This is a genomic window from Nonomuraea sp. MG754425 (genome assembly GCF_021699195.1).
Taxonomy (GTDB): domain Bacteria; phylum Actinomycetota; class Actinomycetes; order Streptosporangiales; family Streptosporangiaceae; genus Nonomuraea.
The window spans coordinates 14,945-29,835 of record NZ_SSXE01000069.1 but is presented as its reverse complement, the minus strand read 5'-3'; the positions used below and the strand labels follow the sequence as shown (position 1 = coordinate 29,835).

Genomic DNA, 14,891 nt, shown 5'->3' with positions numbered 1-14,891 from the left:
CGTCAGGCCGCCGTCGGCCCCGAGCTGCCCTGGCTGGCGTGCCAGAGCCGCCGGGGCGGGGCGGCCGTGACGGCCGGGGGGAGGTCGGCGTAGGGCGACAGGCGGTATCCGTTGGGGTATTCGATCGTGCGCCCGCCGACCCCCGCCGGCTCCTCCGGCGTCCGGTCGATGACGGCCCGGACCGCCTCGATGCCCCGGGAGCGCCAGAGCGCGTCGAGGTCGGCCAGGTTCCAGCAGTCGAGCGCCCGCATCGACACCGCCCGCTCCCCCGTGCGCCGGACCACCCCCCTGGCCAGCACGAGCCACGAGCCGAACACGGTCGACGCGCACCGCCCCTGCACCGACTCGAAGAACGTCAGGTCGATCGGCCCCGTCGAGTCGTCGAGGGTGGTGAAGATGACCCGCTGGCCCGAGCGCACGGCCGGGGTCTGGGTGGCCACCTTCACCCCGGCGACCAGGATCTCCGCCCCGTTGCGCCGGGCGAGCAGGTCCCGGGAACGTACCACCCCGAGTTCGTCGAGCAGTTCGTCGTGGAAGCTGATGACGTGCCGGCTGACGTCGATGCCGAGGATCTCCAGCTCGGCCTCGACCATCTCGGTCTCCGTCATCTCGGGCAGCTCCCCCGGCGGCAGCCGCTCGCCGAACCCCAGCGGGAGCTGCACCGCCGCGGGAGCCGCGCGCGCGGGTTGCGACGACAGGTCGAGGTGGGAGCTGTAGCGCCGGGACTTGCGCGGGCCCGCCCGCACGCCGATCGCCGAGGCCCGGTCGAGCACGCCGACCTGGGCGATCAGGTCGCGCCTGGTCAGCTCGCCCGGCCGCCAGCGGCGGCGCCCGCCCGGGTGCAGGTCGTGCAGCGCGTCGAGGCCGCCGACCTGGACGATCCGCTCGATCGTGGGCCGCGAGGGCCGGGCGCGGTCCCAGAAGTCGGCCAGCGACGTGTACGGCTGCCCGGCCACCATGCGCTCGACCTCGGCCTCGCTCACCCCCTTGATCGCCGAGAACGGCACCCGCAACGCGTACCCCTTGCCGATGTCCCCGATCCGGAAGTCCCTGACCCGCCGCCGCGCGTCGCCCAGCTCGGCGGGCCGCACGCGGACCTGGACGCGCGGGCCCAGCCGCTCCACCTGCCAGTCCTTGCCCGACTTGTTGACGTCCAGCGGCAGGATCCGCACCCCGCACTGCCTGGCCTCGTCGATGATGACCCGCGGCGGGTACATGCCGGGCTCGTGCGTGAGCACCCCGGCGAAGAACGCCGCCGCGTGGTGCCGCTTGAGCCAGGCCGACTGGTACGTGGGCAGCGCGAACGCCGCCGCGTGCGCCTTGCAGAACCCGAACGAGCCGAACGCGTCCAGCACCTGCCAGGCCCGCTCGACCGCCGCGTCGTCGAACCCGTTGGCGCCGGCCAGCGGGACGAACGCCCGGCGCACCCGCGCCCGTCCCTCCGGGGTGCCGAGCGTGCGCCGCAGCTTCTCGGCGTACGACAGGTCGCGCCCGGTCATCACGGAGATGATCTTCAGGACCTGCTCGTGGAAGACCACGACGCCGTGCGTCTCCTTCAGCGCCTCCCGCAGCCGCTCGTGCGGGTAGTACGGCCGCCGCCACCCGTGCCTGGCCTCCAGGTAGGGGGTGACCATGTCGGAGTTGACCGGCCCCGGCCGGAACAGCGAGATGTCCACGATCAGGTCGTGCATCCGGCGCGGCTCCAGCTTGGCCACCAGCTCTCGCTGACCGGGGGACTCGATCTGGAAGCAGCCGAGGGTGCGGGCGGCGCAGATCATGTCGTAGGTGTCCTGGTCGTCGTGCGGGACGTACTGGACGCCGGGGCCGTCGCCGCTCTGGGCGTCCAGTTCGACCACGACGTCGTCCACCCGCTTGACCTCGCTCAGCGCGTACGCCAAGGCGGACTGCATCCGCACGCCCAGCACGTCGAGCTTGAGCAGCCCGGCCTCCTCCACGTCGTCCTTGTCGAACTGCGACATGGGGAACTCCAGCAGGCTGCGCTCCACCGGGGTGCGGTCGCGCAGCCCGGCGTTGCCGATCAGCACGCCGCACGGGTGCAGCGCGATGTGCCTGGGCAGGCCGTCGAGCTTCTCCGCCAGCCGGAACACCCGGTCGAGCCCGGCCTCGCCGAGCCGGCTCTCGCGCAGCTCGGGCAGGTCCTCCAGGGACGCGGTGATCTGCCTGGCCCTGATGTGCGGGAACGCCTTGGCGACGGCGTCGATCTCGTGCGGCGGCAGGCCCATCGCCCCGGCGACGTCGCGGATGGCGCTGCGGGCCCGGTAGGTCTCCATCATGGACACGCAGGCCACGCGGGACTCGCCGTAGCGGTCGAAGATGGCCTGGTAGCAGTCGAGGCGGCGGGCCGACTCGACGTCCACGTCGATGTCGGGCAGCCCGACGCGGCCCTCGGACAGGAAGCGCTCCATGAGCAGGCCGTGGTCGAGCGGGTTCACCTCGCCGATGCCGATGAGGTAGTTGACCAGGCTGCCCGCGCCGGAGCCGCGGATGGCGCAGCGGACGCCCATGCCGCGGATCATGTCGGTGATGCCGGCCACGGCGACGAAGTAGCCGGACAGGCGTTTGCGCTCGATGATGGCCAGCTCGTCGCCGAGCCGCCGCCTGGCCTCGCCGGAGCGGTCGAGGCCGCGCCTGAACAGGCCGTCCTCGACCTGGTGGCGCAGCAGCGGCACGGGGTCGCGGCCGATCTCCGGCAGGTGCAGGGCGGGCGGGTCGTTGCGGAGCGCGAGCAGGTCGAGCGGCTCCATCGCGCACGCCTCGGCCAGCCGCCTGGTGGTGTGCAGCAGCCGGGCCACCCGCTCCCGGTCCGCGCCGCACACCTTGGCCGCCACCCGCCACATCTCCTTGCCGCTCTTGAGGTAGGCGTGGGAGGTGGTGCGCTCCAGGTGGCGCGGGTGCAGCGGGACGAGCTGGCGGGCCGCGTCGAGCACGTCGCCCACCTGGTGGTCGGCGGGGTCGAGGTAGCGCACGGCGTTGGTCAGGATCGCGGGCACGCCCGCGGACTCGGCCAGGCCGAGCATGCGTACGGCCGTGGTGGCGTCGCGGAAGCCGTACTGGTCGACCAGCTCGATCACCACGCCGGGCACCGCGGCCCGCCACCTTTCCAGCAGCGCCCTGGCGTGCTCGTCGCGCCGCGCGGCCACCGCGCGGCCGACGTCGGACCTGGGGCCGAGCAGCACCACGAGCCCGTCCTCGGCGCCGAACCCGTGCTCGCCGCCGGGGCCGCCGGCCCACTCGCCGACCAGCTCGCGGGTCACCTCGGGCGCTCCGCGCTCGCCCGCGTGGTGGGCGGCCGTGACCAGGCGGCACAGGCGGGACCAGCCCTTGCCGCGGGCCAGCACGGTGACGCGGTCTGCGGCGTCCGGGCCGGTCCGGGGGCGCGGCGCGCGGACGCCGGGCACGGAGACGCCGGGCACGGAGACACCGGGCACGGTGGCACCGGGCACGGTGGCGCTGGGCATGGGGGCACCGGGCACGAGGGCGCCGGCCGGGGCGGACGCGCCGAGCGCCAGGTTCACGCCGATCACCGGCGCGATCCCGGCCTCCGCGCACGCCTGGACGTGCTTGACCGCGCCGTAGAGGCCGTCGCGGTCGGTCAGCGCGAGGATGTCCATCCCGTGCTCCGCCGCCCGGTTCACCAGCGCTCGCGGGAACGCGGTGCCGTACCGCATGGAGTAGGCGGAGCTCACGCCGAGGTGCGGGAACGGGGGCGCCATCAGTCCCACGCCCGCAGCAGCAGCCAGCCGTTGCCGGCGGTGTCGTAACGCAGCTCGTAGGAGCCCACCTCGCGGCCCGGACTGGCCTCGACCCGCCAGAACTGGCGCTCACCGGGATCGCCCTCGCCGGTCTTCCACCACTCCCGCGCGACCACCCACTGGTCGAGGACGCGGCGGACGAGGTAGAGCCGGTCGCGCCAGACGAACTGGGTCGGCTCCCCGTCTCGGGTCCACACCTCTATCTGGTCGCCATAGAGTCTGCTCAAGACGCTTCTCCCCGCGGCTCTGGTGCTTTTGCTGGGCCGCCCGGGGGAAGACGGGCGTTATGACTCGAACATATGTTCTCCCGCCCTGAAACGCAAGTCGCCCGCCTGCCGTACGAGCGGGTTGGCGCCGATCGAATTGCGGATGCTGAAGGCCACGCTGCCCGCGCGGTACCGGTCGTCGGACGTCTCCACCGGGCGGCCCTCGTGGGTGGTCGTGGTCCTGCGCTGGCGCAGCAGCGGGCTGCCGCGGCGCACCCCCAGCAGGCGGGAGTCCTGGGCCCCCGCGGGCACCGCGTCGATCAGGTGCTCGCCGTAGGCGAACACCAGGCCGACGGACTCGTACAGCGCCTCGGTGACCGACTCGCAGCCGGCGGGCAGCCGCTCGACGGCGGCGGCCACCCACTCCGCGTAGACCGTGCGCTCCAGCAGCACCGGCTCGCCCTCCAGCGTGCGCACGCGCAGCACCTCCAGCACCTCCTCCGAGCCCAGCCGGGTGTACTCCCCGCCCCGGGAGACCCGGCGGCGCTGGGCGACCACCTGGCCGCCGAAGCGGTAGCCGTTGGCGCGCGCCCACTGGGCGAAGCTGTGCAACTCGGCGAAGCTCTGGCTGCGCGTCCTGCCGAGCACGATGCGCCTGGCGCCCTGCCGGGAGCCGACCAGCCCCTCGGCGGCCAGCACCGCGATCGCCTGGCGCACGGTGCCGCGGGCCGCGCCGTGGCGTTCGGCCAACTCGGCCTCGCTGGGGAGCTGGGAACCGACCGGATGCGCGCCGGACAGGATCTCATCCCGCAGCTCATCGGCGATCAGTTCATAGCGCGCAACCATCCCCGACCCTTCCCATTCACGAAAGAGCAACATTGATGCGACTAACTGGTGCTCGCTTGTTTGTACAAGTTCCTTTACGTTCTTGCCACACCCCCTGGAAAGTGGAGGCGTCGTGTTCACACCTAGCGCCCGTGCTGCCGCTGTCGCCGCAGCCCTTACCGTAGTCACCGCGGCCTGCGGCGCCGCACCGAGCACCCAGACCACCCAGGCGTCGCAAGGCGGGGTGAACGCGGCCACCGCCACCTCCGCGGCCGACTTCGGCGGATTCGACAAGCTGGTCGAGGCGGCCAAGAAGGAGGGCAGCCTGCATGTCATCGCCCTGCCGCCCGACTGGGCCAACTACGGCGAGATCATCGAGAGCTTCCAGACCACGTACGGCATCAAGATCGAGAGCGAGACGCCCGACGCGGCCAGCGCCGACGAGATCAACGCCGTCAAGACCCGCAAGGGCCAGGACCGCGCCCCCGACGTGCTCGACCTGGGCCAGTCGTTCGCGATCAGCGGGGCCAAGGAGGGGCTGTTCGCGCCGTACAAGGTGCAGGCGTTCGGCAAGATCCCCGAGGGCCAGAAGGAGCCGACCGGGCTGTGGGTCAACGACTACGGCGGCTACGTGTCCATCGGCTGCGACGCCAAGAAGATCGAGACCTGCCCGACGAGCTTCGCCGACCTGCTCAAGCCCGAGTACAAGGGCCAGGTCGCGATGAACGGCAACCCGACCGAGGCCGGCTCGGCCTTCGCCGGCGTGTACGCGGCCGCGATCGCCAACGGCGGCTCCTTCGACGACATCCAGCCCGGCATCGACTTCTTCGGCGAGCTCAGGAAGTCCGGCAACTACAACCCGGTCGAGACCACCCCCGCCACCATCGAGAACGGCGAGACCAGGATCAGCATCGACTGGGACTACAACAACGCCGCCTACGCCCCCCAACTGGCCGCCAAGGGCATCGACTGGAAGGTGAACGTCCCCACCGACGGCCGCTACTTCCAGATGTACGCCCAGGCCGTCAACAAGGACGCCCCGCACCCGGCCGCCGCCCGCCTGTGGCAGGAGTACCTCTACAGCGCCGAGGGCCAGAACCTCTACCTCAAGGGCTTCGCCCGCCCCGTCCTGCTGCCCGCCATGACCGCCGACGGCACCGTGGACAAGACGCTGGCCGCCAACCTGCCCGCGGTCGAGGGCGAGCCCGCGTTCCCGACGTCCGAGCAGGTGGACGCGGCCAAGGCCAAGCTGGCCGCCGGCTGGGACACCGCGATCTCGGGATGACCGCCGCCGTCTCGAAGGCCCGGCCCGGTTCGCGGGGATGGCTGGGCGCGCTGCCGCTGCTGGCCTTCTTCGCGCTCGTGTTCGGCGTCCCCGCCGTCGTGATGGTGGCGGGGGCGTTCACCGCGCAGGGGCGGCCGAGCCTGGCCAATCTGGCGCAGAGCCTGCAGGGCGGCTATCTCACCGCCATGATCGGCAGCGTGCGGCTGTCGGCCGTGGTGGCGCTGCTGGGGGCCGTGCTCGGCACGTTCCTCGCCTACGCCGTCGTGACCTCGCGGAGCACGCTGCTGCGGGAGGCGGTGCTGACCGCGTCCGGGGTGCTGGCCAACTTCGGCGGGGTGCCGCTGGCGTTCTTCTGGATCGCCACGCTCGGCAACTCCGGCGTGGTCAGCGGCCTGGTGGGGCTGCCCTCCGGCTCCCTGTACACGTTCTGGGGGCTGGTCGTGGTCTACCTGTACTTCTCGATCCCGCTGATGGTGCTGGCCATGGCCCCGGCGCTGGACGGGCTGCGCCCGCAGTGGCGCGAGGCCGCGGCCGGCAGCGGGGCCACCGCCTGGCAGTACTGGCGCTTCGTCGCGCTGCCGGTGCTGGCCCCGGCCGTGCTGGGCGGGGTGGTGCTGCTGTTCGGCGCGGCCTTCTCCGCGTACGCCACCGCGAACGCCATGGTCGGCACCGTCGTCCCGCTCGTCACCCTGAAGATCGCCAGCGCGCTGACCGGCGACGTGCTGGTCGGCTACGAGAACATCGCGCTCGCGCTCAGCCTCGACATGGTCGTGGTGGCCGGGCTGGTGATGGCGGTCTACCTGCCGTTGCAGAGGAGGACCTCCCGATGGCTGCGCTGACCGGCCTGGAACGGGTCTCGGGTGCCGCCAGGCCGGCGGCGCGCCCGCGGCGGGCATGGTGGCGGGCGGCGGTGTTCCTGCCCGCCGCGCTCTACTTCCTGGTCCCGCTCGGCACCGCCTTCTGGTACACCGTCCACTCGCCGGCCACCGGGGTGTCGCTGTCGGCGTACGGGGAGCTGCTCACGGCCGACGGCTTCGCGCGGTCGCTGTCGCTCTCGCTCGGGCTGGCGCTGGCCACGATCGTGCTCGTGCTGGCGCTGGCGCTGCCGGCGATGCTGGCCGTGCGGCTCTTCGCGCCCCGGCTGCGGCCGGTGATGGAGGTGCTGTGCACGCTGCCGCTGGTGGTGCCGCCGATCACGTTCGTCGCGGGGATCGGCACGGCGCTGCGCGGCGGGACCGACCTGCTGGCGCCCACGCCGTTCTGGGCCACGCTGATCGCGGCGCAGGATCCGGCCTTCCCCGTGGTGCTGGTGCTCGCGTACGTGGTGCTGGTGCTGCCGTTCGTGTACCGGTCGCTGGACGCCGGGCTGCGCACGATGGACGTGCGCACGCTGGTGGAGGCGGCCCGCAACCTCGGGGCGTCGTGGCCGTACGTGCTGGCGCGGGTGATCGTCCCCAACCTGCGCCCGGCGCTGGCCGGCGCCTCGTTCCTGACGCTGGCGCTGGTGCTGGGCGAGTACACCGTGGCCGCGCTGCTCGGGTACGAGCCGTTCGCGGTGTGGATCGTGACCGTCTCCGGCTCCAAGGGGCAGCTCTCGGTCGCGGTGTCGATCCTGAGCCTGCTGCTCATCTGGCTGCTGCTGCTCGCGGTGTCCACAGTCTTCGGCAAGTCACGTGGGGAGAAGCGGAAATGACGGCATCGGTGGAGTTCCGCGCGCTGCGGCGGACGTACGGCAGGACGGTCGCGCTGGACGGCCTGGACCTGGTCGTCGCGCCCGGGGAGCTCGTCGCCCTGCTCGGCCCCTCGGGCTGCGGGAAGACGACGGCGTTGCGCTGCGTGGCCGGGTTCGAGCGGCCCGACTCCGGCGCCGTGCTGGTGGACGGCAGGGACGTGACGAACGTGCCCGCCAACAAGCGGGACGCGGGCATGGTCTTCCAGTCGTACTCGCTGTTCCCCAACCTCGACGCCCGCGACAACGTCGCCTTCGGCCTGCGGGTCCGCAAGGTCCCGGTGGCCGCCAGGCGGGCGCGGGCGGACGAGCTGCTCGACCTCGTCGGCCTGCCCGACCACGCGGGCCGCTACCCGCACCAGCTCTCCGGCGGCCAGCAGCAGCGGGTGGCGCTGGCCCGCGCGCTCGCCCTGGAGCCGCGCGTGCTGCTGCTCGACGAGCCCCTGTCGGCCCTGGACGCCAAGGTACGGCTGGCGCTGCGTGAGGAGATCCGCCGCCTCCAGCTCGACCTCGGCATCACCACCGTCTTCGTCACCCATGACCAGGAGGAGGCCCTGTCGATCGCGGATCGCGTCGCGGTGCTGCGTGACGGGCGGCTGGAGCAGGCCGGCGCGCCCGCCGAGGTGTACGACCGGCCGGCCACGCCGTTCGTGGCGGAGTTCGTCGGCACCATGAACCATTTGGCCGGGCGGGTCTCCGGCGACCAGGTCACGGTGCTGGGCCAGCTCCTCCCGGTGGACGGGCCCGTTCCTCCCGACCCGTCCGTGGACGTGCTGGTCCGTCCGGAGGCCGTGCGGGTCGTCCCGGCCGGCGACGGTTCCGCCGTGGTGCTGGCGGCGTCGTTCCGCGGGGCCTCCGTCCGGCTCAGGATCGCCGTCGAAGGTGACGAGGGCGGCGAGGTGCTCGCTGACGTGCCCGGCCACGAGGCGGCCCGGCTGGGCCCCGGGGCGCGGGTCACGGTGCGTCTGGTGGAGCGGCCCGTGCTGGTGGCGGCCCGTACGGGCCCCGTCCCCGTTCCCACCGCCGATGCCGTCTGACCGGGCGGCCGTGCTGCTGGACCTGGACGGCACCCTGGTGGACACCGAGGGGCTGTGGTGGCAGGCCGTCGCCTCCGTCGCCGGGCGTCCTCTGACCGCCGCCGACACCCCCTTCGTGCACGGCCGCACGATCGAGGACGTGGCCGCCTACCTCGGCTCGCCGCAGCTCGCCGGGCCGCTCACCGACGCCTTCGCCGGCCGCGTCGCCCGCGGTCCGGCGATCGTGCCGGGGGCTGTCGAGCTGCTGGCCGGGCTGGCCGCCGCCGGCCTGCGCACCGCCCTGGTCAGCGCCTCGCCCCGGAGCGTGGTGGAGCTGGTGCTGCCGCGGCTGGGGCACGCGTTCGACCTGGTGATCGCGAACGAGGACACCAAGCGGGGCAAGCCGTGGCCCGATCCGTACCTGGAGGCGGCGCGGCGGCTCGGGACGGCGCCCTCGCGGTGCGTGGCCGTCGAGGACAGCCCGGCGGGGATCGCGGCGGCCCGTGCGGCCGGGTGCCGCGTGCTGACGGTCTCGCCGGAGACCGGGCTGCCGTCGCTGCGCCGCGTCCTTTTCACCAGCCGATTTCGCCTCATAAGCCACAAAAACCGCATCCGCCGCTGAAATCGCTTCCCGTGTCCCGGCCCTGCGCTCTGCGCCGGTGAGCGGTGTATCGGTAAGCTTGCGCGGCGTGAGCGGTGAAATCTCCCACATCGGGCGCTACAGGCTGCTCAGCGTGCTGGGACGAGGCGGGATGGGCACGGTCCACCTCGCCGAGGACGCTGCCGGGCAACGGGTCGCGATCAAGGTGATCAACCCGGAGCTCACCCAGCACGAGCAGTTCCGCATGCGCTTTCGCAGGGAGGCGGACGCGGCCCAGCGGGTGCGCAGGTTCTGCACGGCCGCCGTCATCGAGGCCGCGCTCGACAGCGAGCAGCTCTACGTCGTCACCGAGTACGTGCCCGGCCCCAACCTCGAAGAGGCCGTGCACCAGTCGGGCCCCCTGCGCGGCTCCAGCCTCGACGCGCTGGCCGTCAGCGTCGCCACGGCGCTCACCGCCATCCACGCCGCCGGGGTCGTGCACCGCGACCTCAAGCCGTCGAACGTGCTGCTGTCGCCCGTCGGCCCCCGCGTCATCGACTTCGGCATCGCGCGGGCGCTCGACACGCTCGGCGGCGTCACGGGCACCGGCGAGATCGTCGGCACGCCCCGTTACATGGCCCCCGAGGTGCTGCGGGGCGATCCGGTCTCGCCGGCCTGCGACGTGTTCTCGTGGGGCTGCCTGGTGGCCTTCGCCGCCAGCGGGCGGGCCACGTTCTCCGGGGAGACCCTGCCCGCCATCGTCTACCAGGTGCTCAACACCGAGCCGAACCTCGACGCCGTCGAACCCGGCCTGCGCGAACTGGTCGCGGCGGCGCTGCGCAAGGACCCGACCACCCGGCCCACCGCCCAGCAACTGCTCGACCAGCTCGTCGGGCGGGCGGCGGCGCCGGAGCAGGCCGCGCACACCGTGCAGGTGGCCTGGCAGCAGTCCACCACCCCGTTCGGCATCCCGCCGGTCCTGACACACAAGCCGGCGCGCGGGCGCCTGTACGCGGGCCTGGCCGCCGCCGCGGCCGTCCTGGTGGCCGGAGGGGCCGCCGCGTGGTTCCTGCTCACCCCAGGAGGCCCGCCCGACGACCTGGCCGTGCTCTACCGGGAGGACTTCACGCAGACCTCCGGCGACTGGAGCGGCGTGTACGACCCCGAGGCCGGCCTGAGCTACGGCTACCGCAGCGACGGGACGTACGGGCTCGACGTGGCCGGCGAGGCGGGCAACGAGCAGCGGTGGGCGAAGGCCCCCATCCCCTTCCTGGTCGTCACCCCCACCGACCCGCCGGAGCCCTCCGCCTCCCCCACGCCGATGCTGCCCGCGTCCGTCGTGATCTCCGTCACCGCCGGCATCACCCGCGCCGCGGGCACCGGCGAGTACGGCGTCTACTGCCACAACACCAACGACGACGAGAGCTACTACGAGTTCGGCCTGGACACCAAGGGCAACGCCAGGATCCGGCGCATCTCGAACGGGGCGGGCGGGACGCTCGTCCAGTCCGAGCAGGTGCCCGGACTGCCCGGCAGGGCGCGCCTGACGGTCGCGTGCGAGCAGGCGGGCTCGACCGTGCGGCTGCGGATGTGGGTCAACGACATGCTGGTGCACGACGTCGAGGATCCGAACGGGCTCGGCAACGGGACGCTCGGGCTGTTCGCCCGCGCCACCAAGGACGGCCGCTCGTTGCTGAAGACGACGTTCGACGACTTCGAGTTGCGCGGCCGGAAGGAGCCCTGACCCGCCGCCCCGGGTGGCGCGCGTCCGGGGCCGGGGAGTTGACTAGGGGGCATGCATGCCATCATCGTCTCCGCCCCGGGCGGCCCAGAGGTCCTGGAATACGTCGAGCGGCCCGACCCCGTGCCCGGTGACGGGGAGGTCGTGGTCGACGTCGCCGCCAGCGGCGTGAACTTCATCGACATCTACCACCGCTCGGGCGCCTACCCTCTTGACCTGCCCACGCCCATCGGCTCCGAGGGTGCCGGCACGGTCACGGCCGTGGGGGCGGGCGTGCGGGACGTGTCCGTCGGGGACACCGTCGCGTGGGCGAACGTCCTCGGCAGCTACGCCGGCAAGGCCGTGGTGCCGGCCGGCCGGGCGGTGCCGGTGCCCGACGGCGTGCCGGCCGACGTGGCGGCGGCGGCGATGTTGCAGGGGATGACGGCCCACTACCTGACCCACTCGACGCACGAGGTCAAGCAGGGGGATCAGGTGCTCGTGCACGCCGGGGCGGGCGGCATGGGGCAGTTGCTGATCCAGCTCGCCAAGCTCCGGGGCGCCAAGGTGTACACCACGGTCTCCACCGGCGAGAAGGAGAAGCTCGCCCGTGCGGCCGGGGCGGACGAGGTGCTGCGCTACGACGACTTCGCCGGGGCGCTGCGCGACCGGATCGACGTGGTGTACGACGGCGTCGGCAAGGCCACGTTCGACGGCGGGCTGGAGGCGCTGCGCCCGCGCGGCCTCATGGCCCTGTACGGCGCGGCCAGCGGCCCCGTGCCCCCGCTCGACCCGCAGATCCTCAACCGGCAGGGCTCGCTCTTCCTGACCAGGCCCACGCTCGTCCACTACATCGCCGACCGCGCGGAGCTGCTGCGGCGGGCCTCCGACCTGTTCGGCTGGATCACCGCCGGGCAGCTCACGATCAACATCTCGCACCGGTACCCGCTGGCCGACGCGCGGCAGGCGCACGAGGATCTGGCGGCCCGCCGGACGACCGGGAAACTGCTTCTCATACCCTGACTCGCATGGACATCGCAGGATCTGTCTGGTCGTTCGCCGCCGTGGTGGCCCTGCTCACGATCACGCCCGGCCTCGACACGGCCCTGATCCTGCGAACGTCCCTGCTGGCCGGGAGACGGCCCGCCTGGGGAGTGGCCCTGGGCATCCAGCTCGGCACGCTCTGCTGGGGGCTGCTGACGGCGGCCGGGCTGTCGGCGCTGCTGGCGGCCTCGCAACTGGCCTACGACGTGCTGCGCTGGGCCGGGGCGGCGTACCTGGTGTGGATGGGCGTGCGCATGCTGCTGACCAGGCACGCCGACGGCGGGCCGGACGCGCGGGAGCAGCCGCAGGAGGTGCGCTTCGGCGCCGGGCTGCGCCGGGGACTGCTGACGAACCTGCTCAACCCCAAGGTGGGCGCGTTCTACGTGGCGATGTTGCCGCACTTCATCCCCGCGGGCGCGCCGCACGCGCTGATGGGACTGGCGCTGGCGGGGGTGCACGTGGCCGAAGGGCTGGTGTGGAGCGCGGGGCTGATCGGGTTCGCGTCGCTGATGGGCGGGTTCCTGCGCGCGCCCGGGGTCCGGCGCTTCCTCGACCGGCTGACCGGCGTGGTGATCGTGGGCTTCGGGGTACGGCTCGCCTTCGACGACTGAGCGCCGCCGTGCCGCCGGTATGTCGCCGGTATGTCGGGTCCTCATTCCTCGCATACCCGGCTTGACGCGGCAGGCTCCGGCTGGCGGAATGGACGTCCTCACTCTGGAAGGAAGCTCGTGCGTCTCGCCCGCCCTCTCGCCGTCGCCGCGCTCGTGGCCGCCGCCCTGGTCGTCCCACAGCCCGCGCAGGCGGCCGTGTTCCAGCACCCGGGTGTGCTGGTGAGCCGTGCCCAGCTCGACTTCGTCCGGGCCAACCTCGGCAGCGAGCCGTGGAAGTCGGCCTGGAGCGCCCTGGAGCGCCACCCCTTCGCCGCGCTCTCCTACACGCCCACCCCCCGCTCGGTGGTGAACTGCGGCCCGACGTCCAACCCCGACAACGGCTGCACCGACGAGCGCGAGGACGCCATGGCGGCCTACACGCACGCCCTGCGCTGGTACCTGAGCAAGGACGCCCGCTACGCCAAGAAGGCGATCCAGATCATGGACGCGTGGTCGGCCGTGATCACCAACCACACCGGGGACAACGCGCCGTTGCAGACGGGCTGGGCGGGCGCGAACTTCTCCCGCGCCGCCGAGCTCATCAAGCACACCTACACCGGCTGGACCCAGGCCGGGCGCTTCGCCGGCAAGCTGCGCAGCGTCTATCTCCCGACGCTGATCGCCGGCCGGCCGAACAACAACGGCAATTGGGAACTGATCATGACCGATGCCGCCATCGGCATCGCCGTGCACCTGGACGACCGCGCCTCCTTCGACAAGGCGGTCGCCACCTGGCAGGGCCGGCTGCCCGCCTACATCTACCTCACGACGGACGGCTCGATCCCCAAGGCCCCGCCGAAGAGCACGTACAACACCAAGGCCAAGATCATCGACTACTGGCACGGCCAGACCAAGTTCGTGGACGGGCTCACCCAGGAGACCTGCCGCGACTTCTTCCACACCGGGTGGGGCCTGTCGGCCATCTCCCACGTCGCCGAGACGGCCGGGATCCAGGGCGTGGACCTGTACGCCAAGGCCAAGCACCGGCTGAGGTACGCCATGGACCTGCACGCCGGCCTGGAGATGGGCGGGACGGTGCCGTCGTGGCTGTGCGGCGGCAAGGTCACCCGCGGTCTCGGGGTGCCTCCGGAGGTCGGCTACAACGCGCTGCACCACCGGCTCGGGTACGACGACACCCCCGACGCCACGAAGTGGATCGAGCAGCGCCGTCCCGCCGGGGTGTCGCACTTCCTGGGCTGGGAGACCCTCACCCACGCGCAGAACCCGTACGTCGCGGGGGTGGGCGGATCGGCCACCCCCGACTTCGACGGCGACGGCGTGGGCGACCTGTTCTCGGCCGCCGACGGGTCGCTGACCATCTGGAACGGTGCGGGCGGCAACAAGTTCGGCCCGGCCACCACGGTCGGCGGCGGCTGGGGCGCCTTCAGCCGGCCGATCTCCGGCGACTTCAACGGCGACGGCCTCAGCGACCTCGCCGCGGTCAAGAAGGACACCAACACCCTGACCATCTGGAACGGCGCGGGCGGCAACGAGTTCACCCGCTCGGTCGAGACCGGCCCCGGCTGGGAGCCGTACGCGGCCAGCCTGATGTCGATGGGCGACGTCAACGGCGACGGCGTCACCGACATCGGCGCCGTGCACGCCGGCACCGGCACCTTCACCATCTGGAACGGCAAGGGCGGCAACAAGTTCGGCTCGGCCACCACGGTCGGCGGCGGCTGGGGCGCCTACACTGCGCCGATCTCCGGCGACTTCGACGGCGACGGCCTCACCGACCTCGCCGCCGTCAAGAAAGACACCAACACCCTGACCATCTGGAACGGCAAGGGCGCCAACCGCTTCGACGGCGCGATCGCGACCGGACCCGGCTGGGAGTCCTACGCCGCCACGCTGATGTCGCTGGGCGACGTCAACGGCGACGGCCGCGACGACATCGGGGCCGTGCACGCCGGCACCGGAGCCCTCACCGTGTGGAACGGCAAGGGCGGCAACAAGTTCAACCCGGCCGTCGTCGTCGGCCCCGGCTGGGCGTCGGCCTTCGGAGCGCCTGTCGGGTGAGGCCCTGCCCGCCAAACATCATTCGATGCTTCGGGGGTAGGGGC

The 14,891-nt window shown here is 72.8% G+C and carries 12 protein-coding genes; 9 read left to right on the top strand and 3 right to left on the bottom strand.

Going from position 1 to position 14,891, the window contains the following annotated elements:
- Positions 1–2 precede the first annotated feature (2 nt).
- The 3 genes from FAF44_RS23810 to FAF44_RS23800 are packed head-to-tail and all read right to left on the bottom strand — an operon-like array spanning position 3 to position 4,825.
- Positions 3–3,734: a DNA polymerase III subunit alpha gene (locus FAF44_RS23810; RefSeq protein ID WP_237105451.1), complete on the bottom strand. Its 3,732-nt coding sequence runs from the start codon at positions 3,732–3,734 to the stop codon at positions 3–5.
- A complete protein-coding gene (locus FAF44_RS23805; RefSeq protein ID WP_237105450.1) occupies positions 3,734–4,000 on the bottom strand; it encodes a DUF6504 family protein in 267 nt (88 codons plus the stop codon). Before FAF44_RS23805 ends, FAF44_RS23810 begins: the two co-directional genes overlap by 1 nt.
- Positions 4,001–4,057: 57 nt before the next feature.
- Positions 4,058–4,825, bottom strand: coding sequence for a GntR family transcriptional regulator (locus tag FAF44_RS23800; protein WP_237105449.1), 768 nt, complete (start codon positions 4,823–4,825; stop codon positions 4,058–4,060).
- A gap of 223 nt (positions 4,826–5,048) precedes the next feature.
- On the opposite strand from FAF44_RS23800, the gene FAF44_RS23795 reads away from it, so the two are divergent.
- From FAF44_RS23795 to FAF44_RS23755, 9 genes are all read left to right on the top strand, one after another.
- Positions 5,049–6,089 carry an ABC transporter substrate-binding protein gene (locus tag FAF44_RS23795; RefSeq protein WP_237105448.1) on the top strand — a complete coding sequence of 347 codons (1,041 nt, stop codon included), beginning with the start codon at positions 5,049–5,051 and terminating at the stop codon, positions 6,087–6,089.
- Entirely contained in the window at positions 6,086–6,928 is an 843-nt protein-coding gene (locus FAF44_RS23790) for an ABC transporter permease subunit (protein WP_237105447.1), read from the top strand. The genes FAF44_RS23795 and FAF44_RS23790 overlap by 4 nt, the downstream gene beginning before the upstream one ends.
- A complete protein-coding gene (locus tag FAF44_RS23785; protein WP_237105446.1) occupies positions 6,916–7,782 on the top strand; it encodes an ABC transporter permease in 867 nt (288 codons plus the stop codon). The genes FAF44_RS23790 and FAF44_RS23785 overlap by 13 nt, the downstream gene beginning before the upstream one ends.
- Positions 7,779–8,855, top strand: a complete 1,077-nt coding sequence (locus FAF44_RS23780; protein WP_237105445.1) for an ABC transporter ATP-binding protein — start codon at positions 7,779–7,781, stop codon at positions 8,853–8,855. The genes FAF44_RS23785 and FAF44_RS23780 overlap by 4 nt, the downstream gene beginning before the upstream one ends.
- Positions 8,845–9,456 carry an HAD family phosphatase gene (locus FAF44_RS23775; RefSeq protein WP_237105444.1) on the top strand — a complete coding sequence of 204 codons (612 nt, stop codon included), beginning with the start codon at positions 8,845–8,847 and terminating at the stop codon, positions 9,454–9,456. Before FAF44_RS23780 ends, FAF44_RS23775 begins: the two co-directional genes overlap by 11 nt.
- A 67-nt stretch (positions 9,457–9,523) precedes the next feature.
- Positions 9,524–11,158, top strand: coding sequence for a serine/threonine-protein kinase (locus tag FAF44_RS23770; RefSeq protein WP_237105443.1), 1,635 nt, complete (start codon positions 9,524–9,526; stop codon positions 11,156–11,158).
- A 51-nt stretch (positions 11,159–11,209) separates the two neighbouring features.
- Positions 11,210–12,157: a quinone oxidoreductase gene (locus FAF44_RS23765; protein WP_237105442.1), complete on the top strand. Its 948-nt coding sequence runs from the start codon at positions 11,210–11,212 to the stop codon at positions 12,155–12,157.
- Between the two features lie 5 nt (positions 12,158–12,162).
- Positions 12,163–12,789 carry a LysE family translocator gene (locus tag FAF44_RS23760; protein WP_237105441.1) on the top strand — a complete coding sequence of 209 codons (627 nt, stop codon included), beginning with the start codon at positions 12,163–12,165 and terminating at the stop codon, positions 12,787–12,789.
- Positions 12,790–12,906: 117 nt separating this feature from the next.
- Positions 12,907–14,847: an FG-GAP-like repeat-containing protein gene (locus FAF44_RS23755; protein WP_237105440.1), complete on the top strand. Its 1,941-nt coding sequence runs from the start codon at positions 12,907–12,909 to the stop codon at positions 14,845–14,847.
- Positions 14,848–14,891: the final 44 nt, after the last annotated feature.